Raw genomic sequence first — 21,281 nt, forward strand, 5'->3', positions numbered from 1 at the left:
AATCTTCCCCATCCCTAAGAAAGATGCTAATAGAAATACAGGTGCCTGACCCCCAACGCTTTCAGATAGAGTTAATCTCAGGGAAGAGAAGTATGAGGAAGAATCTCATTTCACGCTTCCTTACGTTGTTTTGTAGGCGGAAGAACGGTCTCTATGAGTGAAATGGGAAATATGAAGCTAGTGTATACAAAGCATAATGTGACGGTGCTCGAAAAGATAATACCAACCCTTTTTAAAAGAGTATTGAATAGGAATGGTGAACAAATTAATGCAGTATGTAATATTGAAAGGGAGAACCTGTTGCAGCTCGGTGTAAGAAATGATCGTATACGTTGTGAGTACCGGCAAAAAAGAAAAATCGAACATTAAATTTTCTTAAAGATTTATTAATTTATAAATTTTCTAGGCATTGCCTTGATATAATGGTAAGGAGATAAACCATATAAGGGAGTCATACTATGGAAAATGTACGGTTGAAGGCTTCGTTAGACCCTTTGCAAATTGAAAATCGTTTACATTATAAGCCGGAAATTATGGAATTACATTTAGTAGAAGAAGATTTGTATCATCCGGAAAAACTCGTGGAAGTCGTACATGCGTTGAGAGCTCAAGGAATTCAAGTTTATTTGCATCACCCGATGAAATATAAGGGGAAGTTTATAGATATTATTAGTTCTAATCAAGAGATTCGGGATTTTTATGATTGGTCTAGTCGGGAGTTGGCAGCTATTTGCGAGCAAGAAGGGATGCAATGTGTCATACACTGTCATTATGCCAATTCGGAAAGTAGTGATTATACGGATTCCCATTCAAGAAAGGAAATGCGACAACGAGTGGAGCAGATACTGAGCATTTCGGAAGACTGTTTCCTCTGGGAGGATACCATTAAAGGGATTTTTTCTGCTGAAAACCCCTACCTATTCTCAGAAATCGTTCAGCCCTTGCAGCTCCAATTAAATATTGATGTCAGTCATGCATTTATTGCACTCCAGGGGGATAATATTCGTTTGCATCAGCATTTGGAAATATTTCATCCCTATACAAGCTACTTCCATCTTGTCGATTCTTTTGGAGAAAGTCATGATTCCTTGCCACTAGGACAAGGAAACATTGATTGGAATATGGTAAAACCCTATGTAGGTAAGAAGGATTTCATCTTTGAAATTGATCTGAAGCATTCAGATTATCTGGACTGTACGCCAATGATGAGAAGTGTGGAGTATTTTAATAAGATTTAGGGGGATATTTCTTATAGAATTTCCCTTCAAGCTTTTTTATTCCCTTGAAAATTCTACTCTATCCCATTCAAACAAATACAAGCTCCACTAATCTACCTTTACGAAAAACTTCAAAACAAATGCATAACCAAAAGAAATTACCGTGCAGCCCAATAAAGCAGTAGCCAGCATGCCAAGTCCAATTCCGTACCATGGATTAACGACAAACGCAACGAAAAAACTAACACTGAATACAATAATGCTCAGAAAGAAACTTACGAGCACTGGAACATAACGTTTCTTTTTCGAATGAAAGATAAATAGATACGTGCTTAATAAGCCTATTAAGACCACATATAGAATAGCCACTGTCCAACCATGTGCCAATGTATCGATTGTTTTCGGCAACCACTGGCTTGATTTTGGAGGGGACATAGCGAGTTCAATCGGATGGATTTCTTCCGTTTCCAGGTCCATGACGTTAAGAGCATGTTCTGCAGGTTCTCCCGGCCAATTCGTATTTTCCAAAAAGGCAATTTGGTTTTGTTCGTGAAAAAACCTCGGTGATACGATGGATGAATCAAGATTTGTCAGTCTTTGATCCTCTCCCTTTTTAAGATCAAGCAAAAATAATTCATATCCAAACAGCGAACTATCCCGTGACTCTTCCGAAACGTACGTGTAAGCAATCTTACTTTCATCAGGTGAATAGCGGAAATGGTAGGATTCATAAGGGAGCCTGTTTGCTTCGGGTGCTGTTTTTTCTAAACCATCATCAAGTGAAAATGCGGTCACTTTTTCTCTGCCCTCATCGAATAAGCTGTAATAAATTTCTTTCCCATCTTGTGAAATAGCCAGGGAATCCATCGTAAAGTAGTCTTGATCGGTTAGTTGGTCCATCTCTCCTGATTGGATATCCACGGAAAATAAATCATAGCCGTCCGTTGCTTCTCCTTCAACCTTATTAAAACTCTCAGCCGGTATTCCTGTGAAAAACACTTCTTTACCTGTGACAGAAAAAACAGCATCCTCCACATGGATGTTTCCTGTTGTTAGGCTTTTCTGCTCCTTGCCATTCTGATCTGCGACGTACAGCGTGTTAACTCTGTCGGGATTTTCACCTAGAAAAAGAATTTGCGAAGCCTCGCTGGAATACTTCGGATGATGTAGCCTTTCCGATGAAGAATCTGTTATTTGCTCTATATCTGTTCCATCTGCATTGGAGCGGTAGATGTTTTCCTTTCCATTCAAATAATAGGAAAAGATATAATGTTCGTCGTCAGGTGAGAGATCAAAGGAGCTCCCCATCCCTGTGAAATACCGGTAAGGATCATCTGCCCGCATCAGGCTAAAAACGATCGATGCTATAAGTAAAAGAAATGTAATCAAAATTAAGGTTATCCATTGCTTTCTCTTTTTCACTTTCTCCATTCCCCCTATGTAAATACCTTTTATAAATATATTCATAGTGTAATCACATTATTGTGAATTGTACATTCTTTTTGGGGTAATTTAACTTATTATTAGGAGGATAAAGTAATGGAGAAAACCAAGAATAACAAAAATTTAATTGATTCTTACTACGTAACTATGGAAGCAAGGATGTTTTTTAAAAGTGAAGAGGATTCAAAGCCGCAATTAGCTTTCAGAGAAGCTAGATATCCTTATACTTATAGACAAGGAAGTGAGAAGAATGGAACCAGAAGTACTTTTTAAAAGGAATACTACATGCATGCATTCAAACCTCATTCACAGTATGTTGATCGAAGAATGGAGAGTTGAAAACCGACTTAGAGTTCATGATGGGCGATGGGTTTAGCTGGTTTAGATTAAAAATTCCCAATCACGAATTTCCTTCTTGCTCAGGTAAAAATTTTCAACTTATTTTAAAACCCACTTTTTACTTTTCAACCAGTCAACTATTACAGACAGGATAAGCAGTAAGATTCCAATCTCAATCGCATGATCAGCTAGATTGAGCACGCCTCCAGAGCGGACAATAAAGTCTGTCACTTGTCCAAACAATAGTCGATCAATGGCATTTCCAATCGCTCCCCCGACTAGAAATCCGAAACTGCTATCAATAAGCAGACCCTTCCAATCCTCTGTTTTGCGAATGTAAAGAACAAAAATCACGAACAGAACAGCTATCACACCGAAAAGCCGTGCATTTCCTGGAAATAATCCTCCTGCCATCCCACTATTCTCAATATGTGTAAATTCCATTCCCAACCACGTAAATCTTTCATTCATATCAATAAAGATTCTAACTAGATTTTTAGAAATTTGATCTATTAGAATAACAATGATAGCAATCGTATAAAATAGCATATAATCCTTCTTTCTCATTTGGGAATCGGACCTTTTATTCTAATTCTCATCCTAACATTAGAGGGATTTTAATTGATAATCAAATTTGAGCTATATGGCAAAACTAATTGCAGTACTGACTGCAAATCAATCTGTGAGTATTGAAGTGATGTCCATATCGATTGGCTAGGTCCTCTAGGCAACAGGTTGTTTGATTACAGGATGTCTATTAGAATGATTCCACTTAGCCGACTTTAAAGGTTACTTTCGATTTGATTGAAATCAATATCATATGTAATGGGAACTGGATCGATTGTTTGATGATATACGTGAAGTATAGGATAGAGGCAAATACTGGGGAGTTGTTTAGTGACGTTTAATAAATTATACCCGTCGACCTGATGGCTTGGCGTGTGGTATTTTTGTGGGAAGTTAAACGAATTAAGGGCGCAATGCTCACATAGAATAGCGCCCTCCCATCATAGGAACACTTATCTTACATTTTCAATCTCTCTAAAACAAAAGAAAAACTTGCGCATCTTCATAATCATCTATTCATCCAGCTTCAATTTCCTCCTCCCAATCATTTCCCGTACCACACCCGGATTCGTCCCACCTGTAATACTTCTACTTTCCACAAAATGCTTCGGATCCACAATCGCCTCCCAATCCTTCTCCTCTAACTGAACATCCTCTAGCCATTCATTTACCAGTATTAATGGGATATCATACAATTCTTTACCCGTTTCACCCACCTTTGTTGCAATAATACTCGCTTTCTTATGCGCTGCCCTAAATGGCACATCATAATTGCGTGCTAGTATATCTGCTAGGTCAGTAATTGTAATCATATTTTCCCGTGCTTGTTGATATGCCCTTGGTTTGTCAAAATCCAATGTAAGAACAACTGCTCTCATTAATCGCAATACCCGTATCGCCTTTTGATAACCTCCATAAATATGTGGTTGCAAGTCATCTTCAGTGTCATTAATATCGCCAAATGGTGTGTTGTGGATCATGTGAACGACGGCCATACCTTCTGCTGCCGCACTGCTAGCTATGGCACGGGAATGTTCAATGGAGACTGGGTTTCTTTTTTGTGGCATGATACTGCTGATCTGAATGTACGCGTTTGAAACTTTAATCAACCCGACTTCTTTGGAAGCCATTCGCAGAAATTCTTGTAGCCATCTTCCCATATTCGTCATGAGGCTTATTAGCGCTTGCGCTGCTTCAATTAAATAATCACCCGCTCCAATTGCATCATATGAATTCTCTATTAAACCATCAAACTCAAGTAGTTCCACCATTCGTTCTCGATTGATAGGAAAACCTGTCGTCGTTATTGCAGCGGCCCCCATTGGAGACTGGTTTACGGTAACATATGCTCGTTTCAACCTTTCAATATCACGACTTAAATTATCGAAAATAGCTACGAGATAATGCCCAAAAGTTGTTGGTTGTGCAGGCTGTGTATGCGTATGTGCTGGCATAATTGATTCGGTATGTTGTTCTGCTTGTAAAAGGATAGCTTTGCTTAACTGTTCTGCGTCTTCAATCGCTTGCTTAATATATTCTCTTATAACGATGCGATACATCGCTTCACCCATATCATTTCTGCTTTTTGCGATATGCATTTTCCCAGCTAACTCTTCACCGATACGTTCCCCAATCCTAGACTCTACCAGAAAAAATAAATCTTCATATTGAGGGGAATATCGTATTTCGTTTTGATCAAGCATTTTCACCTCATGAAGGCCGTCCAAAATCGTTTGGCATTCCACTTGCGTAAGGATTCCTTGCTCTGCTAGCATCGTTGTGTGTGCTTCATGAATTTTGAACATCGCATCGAATAGATACATTTTTTGATCCTCGAATACTGGTTTCAATAGTTCATCAACGTATGTTTTACCAGGAAAATGGACCCCGTCATTTACTTCAAACTCATCTCTAATCAGCTTCATATAAACACCCCTGCATTCGTATTTACTGTAATTAAGTTAGTAAAATTTACTTACTAAACATTGTATAGGAATACTTTTGCTATTGTAAAGTATTATTTATAATAGTGACTCTAATTAAAATAATAAAAATATTAAGTTTGTAACCGTTGACAACGTATAATTTTCATACTATTATAAATTTAATTGATAAGTAAACTTTACTAACTTATTGGCTAAGTTCATAAGGAAAGGAGTGAGGAACAATTACTATCCGTAACGTCCAAATGGATTCAGGTTCAACAAAGCATGTAAATAAACGGAAGGTTTTGCAATACATTCAAAATAAACAAGGCCATTCACGATCCGATATTGCAAAAGCCTTAAAAATTAGTAAACCTACTGTCTCAACTATTGTTGATGAACTATTAGAAGAAGGATGGATCAGGGAAAAGGAAAGTGAAAAAGCAAGTTCATCTGGCGGTAGAAAGCCCTTTCGAATTTCCTTTAATGAGAATGCATCCTATATTGTTGGAATTGACATTGGGGGAACATCTGTTGAAATTGCAGTTTTAAACTTAACAGGGAAGATGATACGTAAAATTGCTTTTGACACACAGAAACATATCGGCAAGGACTTTATCCATACGATTGCTGATCATGTTAATCATCTCTTAAGAGAAAGCGGATTCGAAATAGCACAGATATTAGGAGTCGGAGTTGGTGTTCCTGGGATTACGGATGTGGCTAATGGAATCGTGATTGATGCACCGTCATTAAACTGGAAACATACGCCCTTAAAATCACAGCTGGAAAATCTCCTTCACTGTCCGGTATATATCGATAATGATGTGAACGTTGCAGTATTAGGTGAGTGGTGGAAAGGTGCTGGTGAAACAAATAATAATATGTTAATGATCACACTCGGTACTGGTATTGGATGTGGACTTATCATCAATGGCGATCTATACCGGGGTGCCTCCTATGCGGCTGGAGAGATAGGGTATATGGTGACCGATAAAGATGCGGCACATAAGGAATATGACCAAACTTTCGCTGGGTATGGATTCTTAGACAGCCATGTTGGTGGCCCGTCCATTACAAAAAGAATGCTTCATTACTTAGGTGAAAGTGATAAAGCTTCCGAGAATTGGTCTGCACAGAAAATATTTCAACTGGCAATCGATGGGGATGAAATGGCGTTAAAAGTCATCCATGATTTCCTCTCACACCTTTCCTATGCATTAATCAATGTTATTTCTATAATAAATCCACAACAAGTTGTTCTAGGTGGGGGAATATCAAAATCTATGGGGTCCTTTTTACCATATTTGTCTGCAACAATGAACAAACACTTACCCTTACAAACGGAAGTATCCATCACGACGGTTGAAGATGTCTCTTTAATCGGTGCGGGTTACTTATTATTAAAAGAGCATGATTCTATTTTGAAAGTGTAGTTTTCATCCTGAATTAGAGTGACTTCGGTCCTTTAAAATATTTTTATAGGGGGTTTTTTAATGTATAGAAAGTGGCAATTTATGTTGTTGGGAATTTTATTATTGCTTGTACTCGCTGCATGCTCAGGTGGTGAAGAGGATTCCTCAAGTGACGCAAAAACAGATGAGTCAGAAGGTGCAGATGGTGAAATCACACTTGAGTACTGGCAATACTCTTTTGATTCAAAGGTAACATTGATGGATGAATTGATTGCGGAATTCGAGGAAGCAAATCCTGGGATTAAAGTGGAGCAAACAAATTTCCCATATGATCAATACAACGAACAAGTAGCGGCACAAGTTCCCGCAGGTAGAGGGCCAGATGTTATCAATTTATTTTATGGATGGGTACCAACCTATGTAGATGCTGGTTATTTACAGCCACTACCACAAGATGCCTTTCCACATGATGAAATTGAAAGTGAGTTTTTCCCTTTAGTGGAAGCTACAAAAATGGATGGCGAGTATTGGACCATTCCAACGGCAGTAAGAACACTTGCATTATTCTATAATAAGGATTTATTTGAGGAAGCAGGACTTGATCCAGAATCCCCTCCAACTACATGGGAGGAACTGGAGGATTATGCAGTGCAATTAACAAAAGCCGATGATAGCGGTCGTTTAGAACAATCAGGTATGGCTTGGGAACCTGCACAGCAAGGTCACCAATGGCTTAGAGATGGACTGACAATCCAAGCAGGTGGTCAAGTGTTAAGCGAGGATCGTAAAGATGTCGTTTGGGCGGATGACCCTGCAGGTTTGGAAGCATTTAAATACTGGCTAAGCTTCCCAACCGATCTTGGTACATCGGAACAAGGATTTTATACAGATGATGTAACCGCCTTTGTTACCGAAAAAGCTGCGATGAACATTGATGGGTCATTTCGAATTGGTACATTGCAAAGTGATGCACCTGATTTGAATTATGCCGTTGCACCACTTCCAGGTAAGGATGCACAATCAACTAATTCCTCTTTCTGGACGAATGGAATTACAGCAGGAGTCGAAGGGGAAAAGCTAGAAGCGGCTACGAAGTTTCTAGAGTTTTTAACAAGTGATGATGTGATGGAAAGATGGTTAGACGCGACAGGTGAACTACCAGCAAAAGAAGCAGTAGCAATGCAGGATAAATATGTAAACGATGAGATTTATGGTCCGTTCATTGAATCCTTGCCTTTTGCGAATGCACATTTCTTCGTGGATGAAACAAAAGAGCGTGATCTTGTCATTGACGCTGCAAATAAGGTGTTGATGGAAGGAATGGATCCTGAAGAAGCGTTTAATGAATTAGTGGAGTCCACCCAGGAACTTTATGATGCATATTGGAGTGATAAATAATACTTTTTTAGGGGATCAAGGGTTACTCTACCTTGGTCCTTATCAATTAGGGGAGGTGCAAGATGGAGCAATTTTCTGATTCAAATCATAATCATGACAAAAAACCAGACCGCAAAGAAAAGAAATCATTAACTTCTAAATTTAGAGGTAATCTTAAATATCAAAAATACTTATTTGTGTACACCTGTTTACTACTACCGATTATTTTTTATCTTGGAATTCGTATTTTACCTACTCTATTTACATTCAATGTAGGGTTTAGAGATTGGAATCTTCTCTCTACAGATATACAACCGTTCGTGGGATTTGAAAATTATGTAACGCTGTTCAAGGATGAAGTTTTTATTAAATCGATTTTTAATACATTGATATATATTGTGTTAGGTGTTTCTGGGCAATTATTATTCGGTATCGTTGTTGCATTATTATTGCATAAAATTAATCGATTTGTTGGTTTCTTTAGGGTTATTTATTTCATACCTTATGTAACGAGTATCGTTGCAATCAGCTGGGTCTTTCAGTGGATTTTAATGGGTAATGGAATCATTAATGACGTATTAATAAATTTAGGGCTTCCACCGCAACCCTTTTTGAATTCACCAGATCAAGCAATATACGTTATTATCGGTGCAATGATTTGGCAATCGATCGGTTTTCAAATGATTTTATTTTTGGCTGGTTTAGAAAATATACCAGAAATGCTATATGAAGCGGCCAATATTGATGGTGCTAGCTCATGGCAAAAGTTCTGGCATGTGACATTACCATTGCTGAATCCAACGATTGTATTTTCAGCAGTTATTGGAACGATTACGTTTATTCAGGTATCATTCACGCAAGTAGTCAATATGAGTATGGATGGAAGTGGTGGTCCGCTAGATTCAACTATTTCCGTTGTCGTCTATATTTATCAGCTTGCATTCAGGCAATTTGATATGGGACTAGCTTCCGCTGCTACGGTTATATTATTTCTGTTTATTCTAGCTTTAACTATATTCCAAATGAAAGTTCTAACGAAGAAATTTGATTACTAGCAAAGGAGGTTAGAACAATGAAATTCAGAAAACTGTTGCCATACCTACTCTTAATACTTGGATCTGTCATTATGCTGTTTCCTTTTGTTTGGATGGTTTCTACCTCTTTAAAAGCACCAATGGATATTTTTAACTTAAGTATCATCCCTGAAAATCCTACTTTAGGAAACTATCTTCAGATTTTAGAAGAAAGCATGTTTGTCAGATGGTTCATTAATAGTTTTATCGTTGCTGTTATTACAACAATCAGTGTGCTATTCTTTGATACTCTTGTTGGATATATTATCGCTAAATTTAAGTTTGTTGGCCGTACCGTTATTTTCGTATTAATATTAAGTACATTAATGGTTCCTACCGAAATGCTGATTATTCCATGGTTTATGATGAGTTCAGATTTAGGATGGACCGATACATATTGGGCTGTCTTGTTTCCTGGTTTAATGACTGGTTTCGGGGTGTTTTTAATGAGGCAATTTATGGAGAAAATACCAGACGACCTCTTAAATGCAGCCCGAATTGATGGCATGAATGAGTATGTCATTTTCTTTAAAATAGCTGTACCTCAAGTATGGCCAGCAATATCCGCCCTAGGTATTTTTACATTTTTAAGTAACTGGAATGCTTTCTTATGGCCACTCATTGCCATTGAATCACCTAGTCTACGAACACTGCCAGTAGGTTTATCCTTCTTTTCCTCAGGAGAGGCCGAATCACAATGGCATTTAATTATGACGGGGGCAACGATTTCTGTCATACCAATCATTCTCGTATTTATTCTGCTGCAACGACATATTATAAAGGGGATCACATTGACGGGGATGAAATAGGGACACGGGGACAGGCACCTTGTCCCGTTTATTGGAGTAGTGCAATATAGCGTTGAAGTCGCGCGGTCCCGGGTCGGAGTAGTGCAATAGAGCATTGAAGTCGCGCAGTCCGGGCCTGGAGTGGTGCAATGCAGCATTGAGGTTGCGCAGTCCCGGGCCTGGAGTTGTTCAATGCAGTATTGAAGTCGTGCAGTCCGGGCCTTGAGTTGTGCAATGCAGCATTGAGGTTGCGCAGTCCCGGTCCTGGAGTTGTGCAATGCAGCATTGAGGTTGCGCAGTCCCGGTCCTGGAGTGGTGCAAGAGGGACATGCATCGTGTCCCGAAATATCTTCTTTACGCAGGTTCCTGAGGCGGGAAACTTAGCAGAAAAATAACCCAATAAGGATATATTTACCTTATTGGGTTATTTTTTAATAATTAACTCTTACATATAAACATCCACATCCAGCTTCAGTCCGTAATAGCTTTAAGCTTTTGTTTTAATCATTACTATAACTAATTAAATTGGTGAATATGCGATAAGCGCCAGGGATCTGATTATCAATTTGGCGGTAAAATACTAGATTTGTGTACATATACGTTCCTTCACCATAGTCAGCAAGTAAGATACCACTTGTAAATGGATCTTCGTTCGGATCTTTCATGCTTACGAACGTTTCATAACGATCATCCCAATTCATTGGGAAATAGAGTCCTCTTTCTTGTACCCAATTATCCCAGTCACTGTTTGTAATTTCATTCGGATAGTTAAATAGTTTGTGTCCGGGTTGGAGCACGTTTACATCTGCGGTTTCATCTGTCACACGCCATTGGATAGATGGTCTACCAATTTCTAAGGAATATGGCGCAGTTAAACCTGTATCCCAGTTATCACCAGGCTTATGATATTGCACGACGTAATGTCCACCGTTCTCCACGTAATCAAGTAGTCTTTCATTATTATCTACAAGATCCTGACGTGATAAATATGCTCTTATTCCTGTAACAATGGTATCGTACTGTGATAGATCACCTGTAGAAAGGTCTTCTTCTGTCAGCTTTTCCACATCCATGCCAGCATTTAATAAATAATCTGCCACTTCATCAAAGCCACTTTCGATATACCCTATTTTAAGGTTATCCTCTGTTAATAGTTCAAATGCTATTGTGTTAACTGTTGATGGATACTGGAAGTACGAATCGTTAATATGGTCATAACTGATCTCCTGTACGGTTGTATCAAATAGCTTGCCATTTGATTGGACAACAGCATCAAATGAGAAATCACCTTCATTGATTTCTGCAGGTGGATTGACCTCAAATGTCACTTCTTTCTCCTCAAACTGCTCTTTAAAGGATACCTCGGTCTGTTCCGGATTACTTGTCCATCCATCAGGTAGATTTAGAGAAACAACGCCATCATTCTCACCTTCAGAATAGTTCTTAATGTGAACCGAAACTGGAATATCTGTCTGTACATCAGCGGTATTGATTGTTAGATTCTTAGGTTCTGGAGTTACACTTAATTCTGGTAATACTGCAACGGTATTATCAAAATCAATCAATTTAGTCACTGTAGTACCGTTCTCTTTAAATTCAAGATTACCTTGTAAAACCGGTTCACCATACGGCTCATAGTAATCTGCATCACTTGGTACAGTTATATCAAATGTAACCGTTTTTGACTGATTAGGTTTCAAGTGACCGATATTCTGTGATCCTACTTGATTCCAATTTTCTGGAATCGCAAGAGATGCTTCGATATGCTTTATTTTTTCATTTCCTTCATTCGTCACCTTCATTGTCACTTGGCTTTCTTGCCCTTGTGTTAAAACGTTGGAATCATTCACGGCTGCCACCTTGAGACTGGATGTTACAAAACTTACTTCCTGTAATTGCTCTTCTTTTAATTGAAGTTTATGAAGCAGGTCATTTTTTATATCTTCTTTTATTTTGGATTTTTCGACCATTCTTTCTATCTTCTGTACATTTTTTAATGCCTTTTGAGATAGAGGTAAAATAGCTTCTCTACTTGGATATAAGTCGATGATTTCATCTAATTCTTGTTGTAATTTACCCAATTGTACTTGTACATTTTTTGCAGGTATCATTTCAGCCCATTCATTAAAATCAAATGGTACTCCTGCAAATAATTCATCATTCTCTTCATTGTCATTGGTTTGTTTGATTAATTCTAGGTGGGTTTGTCTAGGTTCAGCAGGAATATCTCTCCCCATTCCCTGACTTTTATGCATATACCTGGATTCTTCCCCAAGTTGTGGATAGGTCATCCCATAGATTGGGTCAAAGTCTCCAATTTCTATCGAAGTGGTTGCTGTTTCTTCCGATTCTGCTGGTAGGTAGAATTTCTTAATTTGCCAAACAGATAATCCTTCTTCTAACTGTTCCGGGAAAACAGAAGGATCTGCTGCATCTTCAAATGCTTGTTCTGATAAAATAGATATTGCTCGATGATGGCCATGCTGACTTTCAACATCGCGAAATGACGGCATTACAATATCAGGTTGGTAGGTTCTGAGAAATCGAATAAAGCGTTCATAGGTTACATCTTCTCCCCAGTTTTCCAAGGTTTCGTCTGGTGATTTAGAAAAACCAAAGTCATAAATAGCATCTGAGGTAGTTTCACTTAAGTGATAGGCTTTTACTCCTGTGATTTTAGCCGCTTCAATCATTTCATTGGAACGGATAATCCCTAACCCATTACCTAATTCTGTCCCTATCTCATTTTGCCCACCTTCACCACGGTTCGCTATTAAACTCGATGTTTTTACACCTAGACCACGAGATAAGTAAGCTAGAAAATCACTGCGCTCATCATCCGGATGCGCCCCAGTATTTAAGAAAGTGACAGTCGTACCAAGCGGCTTAACTACATTCCAAAGTTCAACGTCAGGTTTTTCTTCTCCATTTGCTAGTGCATGAAGAGGGAAAACGGAAACGATAAGTAATAGTGACAACAGTAAATAAAGCGATTTTTTCTTTAACATGACTTAAACCCCTTCCAACGTATAGTTAACAAATACGAACCATCTACCCTCCTTGTCTATTAAGTTAGTTAGCAACATAAACTTACCAACTATTCAGAATATTATATTCATAATAAACAATAGCAGGTGTGGGGGGTGTAGTAAATATTACTAAAGTATCATTTGTGAGGATTTTGTAGGGACAAGGGGACAGGCACCTTGTCCCGTGGAAGCATATTAGAAGTAATTGGCGATAAAGTAAAAATCAATTTAACGTTTGCTGATATGAAGGAAATTGAGCATTCCGAAACACGACACAATATTGAACAAATCTAAATTAATGGGAGTGGAAAGGGAGAAGAAGGTGTTTATTATTATATTGTTCCGAGCGGGTGAAGAAGTCGGAGACACTTAAAGAACACTTGAATATTGAGTAGTTTACGATTAGGTGTTCTTTAACAAGTCAAAAGATATAGTATATTGGTATTGCTATTCTTTACACAAAGTTTGTACATCTTTCATAATCTCTCTATATTAAAAAGCTATACTTGTTTAGAAGATAGAAAAATTGGAGGATTAGAGATGAAAAAAATTGTAATTGTTTTATCATGCGCAGCACTATTTTTATTTACTTTTCTTATACAATCAAGTACTACAGATGCGAAGGCACCAAGAAAAGCAACTATATTATATTTTAATGATGCCCACGAAATTAGCCCAGTTGTAAACGAGTATGGTGACCGTGGTGGTGTCGCTAGACTGAAAACGGTAATCGACCGTGTGAAAAAAGATAATAAACATACTGCTGTTGCTTTTGGTGGTGATTTAGGTGGTGGAACACTTTTTGGTGGGGTATACAAAGGGTTTCCAATTGTAGAAGCTTTTAATAAAATAGGAATTGATATAGCTAATTTTGGTCAGCATGATTTTGATTTCGGTTCTGAGGTGACTGAGGAGTTAGTTACAGCATCGAATTTTCAATGGATTACTTCTAATTTAACAGATACAGAAGGTAATGCATTTGCTAATCTGCCAACCTATCAAATTATCAACCAACGTGGTATTAAAATTGGAATAATCGGCTTAACGGATGACATGTATACGACAACAAATGACGGGAAGGTTATTCAGCAGGATATTATTCCTTCAGCTAAAAAAGCTGTCGAGCAAATCAAGAATACACAAAAGGTTGATGTGATTATTGCATTAACACAGGAATCGCTTGAGAAGGACAAGCAATTACTGGATGCTGTACCGGAAATTGATGCCGTATTTACAGAAGAAAAAGCAGAGGACAGGTCCTTTATTATCGAGCATGGTAACGGCTATATAGTAGCATCACAAGGAAATATCGGTTCGATGATTCGCCTAGATATTACAAAGCATGCGAAGCATATTAAACTCACCCCTACTGTTATTGAAGTCGATCACACCGTTCCGGAAGACCCAGAATTAAAAGCGTTAGCAGACTATTACCAAAACAAGCTGGAAGAAGATTTAGGCCAAACGATTGCGCAATTAGATACACCTTTAGTTTATGGAGATAATCATGAATCAAGATACCTGGAAACCAATATCGGTAACTTTATAGCTGATAGTTATCGCGATCATTTTAACGCGGATATTGGGCTAATGAATGGTGGCGGAATTCGTACAAGTATTCTTGCTGGAGAATTCACTTCACGAGATGCATACGCTATTTTACCTTTTGGCAACAAAGTAGTTCTTGCTAATGTAAAAGGAGAGACAATTCAAGCAGCGTTCGAGAATAGTGTTTCACGTGTAGAAAGTTTAGGCGGAGGATTTTTACAAGTATCGGGAATCCAATATTCCTATAATCCAAGTCTTCCAGTTGGAGCAAGAGTGCAGTCAATTACAATTAACAATGAACCCATTGATTTAGAAAAAGACTATCTCGTTGCCATGCCAAATTATATTGCGGGTGGTGGAGATGGCTATACAATGTTTGCCGATAACGAGACTCTTGTAGACGACACCAATGCTCAAACAGATGCGGAAGTTCTAATCCAATATGCAAGCAAGCTAGGTACTATTAACGCAAGCCTAGAAGAAAGAATACAGGTAATTCAATAAGTCGTAGGGACACGGGGACAGGCACCGCGTCCCGGAATATTTCCATAGTATAGACTGAGTGTTAGAGACACTTGGTCTTTTTTAAATCTAAAGATAATAATGTGAATTAGCCTTCTCAGGTGAAATATTCACCTCTGTAAAATTGTATTTTGCTCACATAATTCCTTTCGTTTATTAGGTTTTAGGATTTTGACATAAGCAACGGTTGTGACTAGTATTAAGTTAAGAGAATAATAGAGGGAATCCGAATCAAGTGACTAGGGGTCAAAGGGCTATAAATTGTTGGGCTTTACGGATATTTCGGTGAAGCATTTGGAATGCAGGTGCCAGCTCCACGACATACAAGAAGGTTTAACTGTAACCCAAACCTAGCTATGCGTTCAGACAGGATACGATGGATGCGATGGACGATCTTTAAAGAACGAACAGAAAAAACCTTGGGCAGAACAGATGCGACAAAAAATTAATGATCTGTAATAATCCGCAATAGCGGGATGCCTACAAAGACATCTCTCTAAAATTAAACGAAAATTAATTATTTTTTATTAAAAAGACTATCTAACACCAGAAAAAACAAATCGTTGTAAAAGAGAGGGAAATCAAACGATGAAATTAGAAAAGGTTCGTTGGGGAATTATCGGATGTGGTGATGTGACAGAAGTGAAGAGTGGACCAGCATTTCAAAAAAGCAAAAATTCAGAGCTAGTCGCCGTGATGCGTAGAAATGGCAAACTTGCAAAGGATTATGCAGAAAGACATGGTGTGCCGAAGTGGTACGATGATGCCGATGCATTAATTAATGATTCGGCAGTAGATGCTGTCTATATTGCAACACCACCAAGTTCTCATAAAGAATATACAATTAAAGTAGCAAAAGCGGGCAAACCAATCTATGTAGAAAAACCGATGGCACTCAATATAGAGGAATGTAATGAAATGATTGCTGCGTGTAAAGAAGCGGGTGTTCCTTTATATGTTGCATACTACCGCCGAGCAATGCCTCGATTTGTGAAGATAAAAGAGTTATTGGATAATCATGCAATCGGAGACGTTCGCTTTGTATCAACGACACAGTATCAAAAACCAATGGAAGACTTAAAGGATTCTTGGAGGGTTAAACCTGAAATATCTGGTGGAGGGCTGTTCTTCGATGTGGGTAGTCATACGTTAGATATCTTAGACTTTCTACTCGGTCCTATTAAGGAAATAAAAGGTTTTACGGCCAACCAAGCAGGAAATTATGAAGTGGAAGATATTGTAACGGGTGCCTATTTATTTGAATCTGGTATCCATGGTATGGGAAATTGGTGTTTTACTGCTTATGACAATGTAGATAAAAATGAAATCATTGGAAGCAAAGGAAAAATAACTTTCTCCACCACAGGAAATGAGCCGGTTGTTTTAACTACGATGGATGGAACAAAGGAATTCGCCTTTGACATACCGCAGCATGTGCATCAACCTCTTGTAGAAACGATTGTGGCTGAATTGACAGGTCAAAGTGATAAGTGCCCAAGTACAGGAGTTTCCGGTGCTAGAACGAATATGGTTATGGAACAGTTTTAGGGGACAAGGGCTGCACCTGTCCCCTTGTTCCCCAGCGCTCAAGTTAGTCCAAATTTTTAGGAGTTTTTTTAAGAATACAGATAATATTGTTATTATAGTAACTACATGAAGCGGATGGGCGGTTGGCACTCCCTGTAAGAAAGGGGGGTGTTATTATGGTGACTTACGAAGCAATGAATATGCTATTTCAATTTGGCATTTTTTTGGTTACAAACATTAACAACAGTTGTAACAGTTATCGCTGTTGTCACCAATAGAAAAAAGAAGTAGCTACCCACCGCTCTGATTAAGTGTAGGGTAATTACTTCTTTTTAAAAAACAACGTATACACTAGTCAGCCGCTCTTCATGCGGCATGTTTGTTGCTTAGGTGGAGTGTTCGTCGCACTCTGCCTTTTTTTATTTTATGCTTTATATAAAAATATTATACCTGATATCGTTAGGATGTTCAACGGGGACAAGGGGACAGACAATGTGTCCCAAGAAATATCCTTCATGCAGGTGCTGTGAGATTATCCCTATAAGGTAGACTCCAGATCAAATGAGGATGTTATGTTTTCCTAAAGGAGTGGTGGGTTGTGTCTAATAACCGTTATACAAAAGAATTCAAGAAGAAATCGCTCAGGATTATGAGAATCAAGCTAAGCTTAGATTTTTATGTATTGCATGGATTTTTGATATCCCTTGAAGAATGCAGGAGCCTGACCCTCGCCGGCTTTTATCTATCTAAAAGAAAAGGTTTGCAGGGGATATAGCCATCAACAAGCCGCAAAAGAAGGAGTCACCTTATATATTTTTTGAAGAAATAATAAGGGAAAAGTGGGAACAGGATCTTTATAAGACCACGTTCCCACTTTTAAATTTCAATACTAAAACTAATTGCAAACTAAAAAAGCTCTTCTCATAAGAGAAGAGCTTTCATAATGTTTACTTACGCTTTTTCAACGTTTGTTGCTTGTGGTCCGCGGTTACCTTCTTCAATTTCAAAAGAAACTGCTTGGCCTTCATCTAATGATTTGAAACCGTCGCCTTGAATTGCTGAGAAATGTACGAATACGTCATCTCCACCTTCAACCTCGATAAAACCGAAACCTTTGTCTGCGTTAAACCATTTTACTGTACCGTTACTCATTAAAAAAACTCCTCTGTGCTTTATAGCACGTTTATTACTTTTTGGTTCAAGATCATAGTTCAAGATGATGATAATCACTAGTAAGTTTTACAAATATCTTGTTTTGCTAAACCGAACATCAATAAGTTAATCTTATTATAACACATAATAGTAATTATTAAAATATTTATAATGATGGATACGAGTGAAGGTTAGTGGGACACGGTGCCTGTCCCCTATGTCCCTACATCAACATCTCTGGCAAGAACATCGTTATCTTCGGAATAAAGGTAATGATAAGTATCGCGATAAGAAACAGGACGTAAAATGGAATCATGCTTTTTGATAGGCTTCCTATTTTTTCTCCTGAGATCGCACTACCGATAAATAATGTCAGACCTACTGGTGGGGTTACAATCCCAAGTCCAAGTGTTAGCATCATAATAATCCCAAAGTGAATGGGGTCAAAACCAATTGACGTGGCGATTGGTAAGAAAATCGGCGTTGCAATTAGAATAATCGCTGCCATATCCATAACCATACCAAGTAGTAAAAGAATAAGAAGAACCAACAACATAATCATAACTCGATTTTCCGTTATACCCATAATCCCCTCGGAAACGAGCTTTGGTATGCGTACATACGTTAACAACCAACCAAATGCATTTGAGGTTGCGATTAAAATCATTACCATGGAAATCGTTCTTAGTGCTTTATCTAAAATCGAACCAAATTGTTTAATCGATATATCTTTGTAAATGAAAAATGTAACGATAAACGCGTATACAGCAGCTATTGCTGCGGATTCTGTTGCGGTGAAGATACCACTGACCACACCAAAGACAATAATCAAAATAGTGATTAATCCCCAGAATGCGCTACCGATTGTTTTCCAATAATGTTTTTTACCAACATTTTCTGCTTTTGGATATTTTCGTTTAACGGAAATAATAAAGGTATAAATCATCAGTATAAGTGCTAATAAAATCCCAGGTACTAAACCTGCCAAGAATAGACCACCAATGGATACACCACCTGCAGCTAATGAATAAATAATCATATTATGACTTGGTGGAATTAAAATGGCTTGTACCGAGCTCGCCATCGTAATCGATGTAGCTGTTTTCGTGTCAAAGCCTTCCTTTTTCATCATTGGAATCAATACAGGACCAAGTGATGCTGTATCAGCCGCTGATGACCCGGAGATTCCACCGAAAAAAGTACTCGTTAAAATGTTTACTTGTCCAAGTCCACCTCTAATTCTGCCGACAAATAATTTTGCAAATCCTATCAATCGATCAGAAATCCCACCGCGACTCATCAATTCACCAGCTAAAATAAAGAAGGGAACTGCGAGCAAGGAAAAGACATTCGCGCCATTGACCATGGATTGTACAATTTGTGTAAGCGGCAATTGCAAGTACATTGCTGTCATAACAGAGGAAATTCCAAGTGCATAGGCGATTGGTATCCTCAGTAGAATCAATAATAAAAAGCTACCTATTAAAATAATCGCACCGATTGCTTCTACACTCATTTTAATTGCCTCCCTTTATAGATGAGCTGGACCATATTCAATAAACCAGAAATCGGGAATATCGCTACAAGCCATGCAGTTTGAATACCGAGTCCAGGCATACTGCTCCCCATACTCAGCATGGTCATTTTTGTTCCTTCAATCACCATAAAAAGAGAAAATAAGAAGAGAACAATGATTGCAAACCAATCGAATATTTTCCGGAATGCTGGGGAAAGAAACTCATCAATCGCATTCAAGCGAATATGTGTATCATCCCTTAAACCTAAGCTTGCACCGAGGAATGTCATCCAGACTAGAAATAACCTTACCAATTCCTCTCCCCAAACTGGGGTATCATTCATGACATAGCGCATAAACACAACATACGTTACAATCAATGTCATCAGTACCAATAAACTATTACAGATCTTTTCGATTACAAGATTAAAATTAGCAAATGTTATTTTCATCCCAACCACCTCCACGAAGTCATGTATGTAAAAATGTTTCTTCTGTAGAACCTAAATAAAAGGAGGAAACAAGGAATGATTTCATCTATCCCTTGTTCCCAAAAACTGAAATTACTCTGTTTCTATAATTCGTTCGATAAGTTCTTCATATCCCGCACCATGTTTTTCATACAATGGCTGAACGGCATCTTGCCAAGCTTGAGGATCGTCGATTTCTGTAATTTCTACACCATTTTCCTCTAGTTCAGCGAGTGCTTCATCATCTGCAATTTGTGCAATTTCTTTTACAAATGATTCGGTTTCTTTACCTGCTTCAAACAATAGCTCCTGATCTGCTTCACTTAGCTCATCCCATGTATTACTGGAAGTTAAGATAAAGTTTGGTGCGAACACATGCTGATTCAGAGTTAATTTATCTGCTACTTCATAAAAAGCATTCGCTAAATATGCTGCTGGTGGGTTCTCAGCACCTTCTACAATTCCTGTTTGCAAAGCACTATATAATTCACTATAAGAGACTGGTGTTGGAGATGCTCCAAGTGCCTCTACAAGATCCACCATGAGTTCATTTTCCTGTACTCTTACTTTAATTCCTTCCATATCTGCTGGTGTTTTCACCACTTTATCTGTAAAGAAGAAATTCCTTGCCCCTTCTTCGACAAACATGACTGTCTGGAAACCAGTATCACTTGAATTAATATCTTCCTTCAGTTCATCCCCGATATCGCTATCAAGTACGTTCCATAAATGTTCGCGACCTTCAAAAATAAATGGTAGAGATAGTACATTCATTTTCTCTATACCAAAGTTTGCAATCACACTTGGGTTTGCTCGCATAAAATCAATCGAACCCATTTGCAATCCTTCCATATTTTCTGTTTCATTTCCAAGCTGTCCTGCTGGATATACATTGATTGAAATTCTTCCATCACTTTTTTCATTTACTATTTCAGCGAACTTTTCAGCAGCATCTGTCATTGGATGCCCTTCAGGATTTACTTCTGCATACTTTAATTCAATGGTTTCCCCTGATGTTTCTCCATCCCCATTTTCTGCATCACTTGTCTCCGAATCACCAGAGCATGCTGCTAATAAGGTAATAACAGATAATAGCATCATTACGATTAATATTTTTTTGTTGTTAAACATATTGCTTCTCCCCTTTTCTTTTTGTGATATTGTTTACGCTTTCAAATGTATAATGGAAGTGCTTTCATGTAAATTAACAATTTACAATTTGAATGAACAGTGCGGTTATTGTTCATCTGGTGTGGAATTTGTTCATCACGCCTTCAACACAGGGATTGCAACGGTTTCATTAATAAAAGACAGGGACAATTAGGTGAAGGGTTCCGTTTTGAGGCTTTTCAAAAACACAACTCAAATGACAT

Annotated in this window: 16 protein-coding genes; 8 read left to right on the forward strand and 8 right to left on the reverse strand. The window is 38.2% G+C overall.

The genetic code is table 11. The features are described from left to right. Positions 1-458: 458 nt before the first annotated feature. Complete coding sequence (locus BV906_RS13640; protein WP_087974191.1) at positions 459-1,238, forward strand: TIM barrel protein; 780 nt, start codon at positions 459-461, stop codon at positions 1,236-1,238. An 87-nt stretch (positions 1,239-1,325) separates the two neighbouring features. Here BV906_RS13640 and BV906_RS13645 read toward each other — a convergent pair whose 3' ends face one another. Beyond that, the gene (locus BV906_RS13645) at positions 1,326-2,639 is read right to left on the reverse strand and encodes a DPP IV N-terminal domain-containing protein (protein ID WP_176330358.1); all 1,314 of its coding nucleotides are present in this window, start codon (positions 2,637-2,639) and stop codon (positions 1,326-1,328) included. 117 nt (positions 2,640-2,756) lie between these two features. Between BV906_RS13645 and BV906_RS19535 the strand changes: the two genes are divergently transcribed. Beyond that, positions 2,757-2,933 (forward strand): hypothetical protein, encoded by a 177-nt coding sequence (locus BV906_RS19535; RefSeq protein ID WP_176330359.1) that lies wholly within the window; start codon positions 2,757-2,759, stop codon positions 2,931-2,933. A 165-nt stretch (positions 2,934-3,098) separates the two neighbouring features. On the opposite strand, the gene lspA is transcribed toward BV906_RS19535, so the two are convergent. Then, a complete protein-coding gene (gene lspA / locus BV906_RS13650) occupies positions 3,099-3,566 on the reverse strand; it encodes a signal peptidase II (RefSeq protein ID WP_087974193.1) in 468 nt (155 codons plus the stop codon). 512 nt (positions 3,567-4,078) lie between these two features. Then, complete coding sequence (gene argH / locus BV906_RS13655; RefSeq protein ID WP_087974194.1) at positions 4,079-5,491, reverse strand: argininosuccinate lyase; 1,413 nt, start codon at positions 5,489-5,491, stop codon at positions 4,079-4,081. A gap of 263 nt (positions 5,492-5,754) precedes the next feature. On the opposite strand from argH, the gene BV906_RS13660 reads away from it, so the two are divergent. From BV906_RS13660 to BV906_RS13675, 4 genes are all read left to right on the forward strand, one after another. Next, positions 5,755-6,927: an ROK family transcriptional regulator gene (locus BV906_RS13660; RefSeq protein ID WP_087974195.1), complete on the forward strand. Its 1,173-nt coding sequence runs from the start codon at positions 5,755-5,757 to the stop codon at positions 6,925-6,927. Positions 6,928-6,987: 60 nt separating this feature from the next. Next, positions 6,988-8,304 carry a sugar ABC transporter substrate-binding protein gene (locus BV906_RS13665; RefSeq protein ID WP_087974196.1) on the forward strand — a complete coding sequence of 439 codons (1,317 nt, stop codon included), beginning with the start codon at positions 6,988-6,990 and terminating at the stop codon, positions 8,302-8,304. 62 nt (positions 8,305-8,366) lie between these two features. Further along, positions 8,367-9,338, forward strand: a complete 972-nt coding sequence (locus BV906_RS13670; RefSeq protein WP_087974197.1) for a carbohydrate ABC transporter permease — start codon at positions 8,367-8,369, stop codon at positions 9,336-9,338. Between the two features lie 17 nt (positions 9,339-9,355). Further along, a complete protein-coding gene (locus BV906_RS13675; RefSeq protein ID WP_087974198.1) occupies positions 9,356-10,165 on the forward strand; it encodes a carbohydrate ABC transporter permease in 810 nt (269 codons plus the stop codon). Positions 10,166-10,644: 479 nt separating this feature from the next. On the opposite strand, the gene BV906_RS13680 is transcribed toward BV906_RS13675, so the two are convergent. Then, complete coding sequence (locus BV906_RS13680; protein WP_087974199.1) at positions 10,645-13,152, reverse strand: PIG-L family deacetylase; 2,508 nt, start codon at positions 13,150-13,152, stop codon at positions 10,645-10,647. Positions 13,153-13,713: 561 nt separating this feature from the next. Here BV906_RS13680 and BV906_RS13685 point away from each other — a divergent pair. Continuing rightward, the gene (locus BV906_RS13685; RefSeq protein WP_087974200.1) at positions 13,714-15,225 is read left to right on the forward strand and encodes a bifunctional metallophosphatase/5'-nucleotidase; all 1,512 of its coding nucleotides are present in this window, start codon (positions 13,714-13,716) and stop codon (positions 15,223-15,225) included. 606 nt (positions 15,226-15,831) lie between these two features. Next, positions 15,832-16,791: a Gfo/Idh/MocA family protein gene (locus tag BV906_RS13690; protein ID WP_087974201.1), complete on the forward strand. Its 960-nt coding sequence runs from the start codon at positions 15,832-15,834 to the stop codon at positions 16,789-16,791. Positions 16,792-17,721: 930 nt separating this feature from the next. Here the strand turns inward: BV906_RS13690 and cspD are convergent. The 4 genes from cspD to BV906_RS13710 form a co-directional block, all read right to left on the reverse strand. Continuing rightward, positions 17,722-17,922, reverse strand: coding sequence for a cold-shock protein CspD (gene cspD, locus BV906_RS13695; RefSeq protein ID WP_087974202.1), 201 nt, complete (start codon positions 17,920-17,922; stop codon positions 17,722-17,724). A gap of 223 nt (positions 17,923-18,145) precedes the next feature. Then, positions 18,146-19,438, reverse strand: coding sequence for a TRAP transporter large permease (locus BV906_RS13700; RefSeq protein ID WP_087974203.1), 1,293 nt, complete (start codon positions 19,436-19,438; stop codon positions 18,146-18,148). Continuing rightward, a complete protein-coding gene (locus BV906_RS13705; RefSeq protein ID WP_087974204.1) occupies positions 19,435-19,890 on the reverse strand; it encodes a TRAP transporter small permease in 456 nt (151 codons plus the stop codon). The genes BV906_RS13700 and BV906_RS13705 overlap by 4 nt, the downstream gene beginning before the upstream one ends. A gap of 111 nt (positions 19,891-20,001) precedes the next feature. Beyond that, a complete protein-coding gene (locus tag BV906_RS13710; RefSeq protein WP_087974205.1) occupies positions 20,002-21,039 on the reverse strand; it encodes a TRAP transporter substrate-binding protein in 1,038 nt (345 codons plus the stop codon). Positions 21,040-21,281: the final 242 nt, after the last annotated feature.

Source organism: Oceanobacillus rekensis (assembly GCF_002153375.1).
In the GTDB taxonomy this organism is placed as follows: Bacteria; Bacillota; Bacilli; order Bacillales; family Amphibacillaceae; genus Oceanobacillus; species Oceanobacillus rekensis.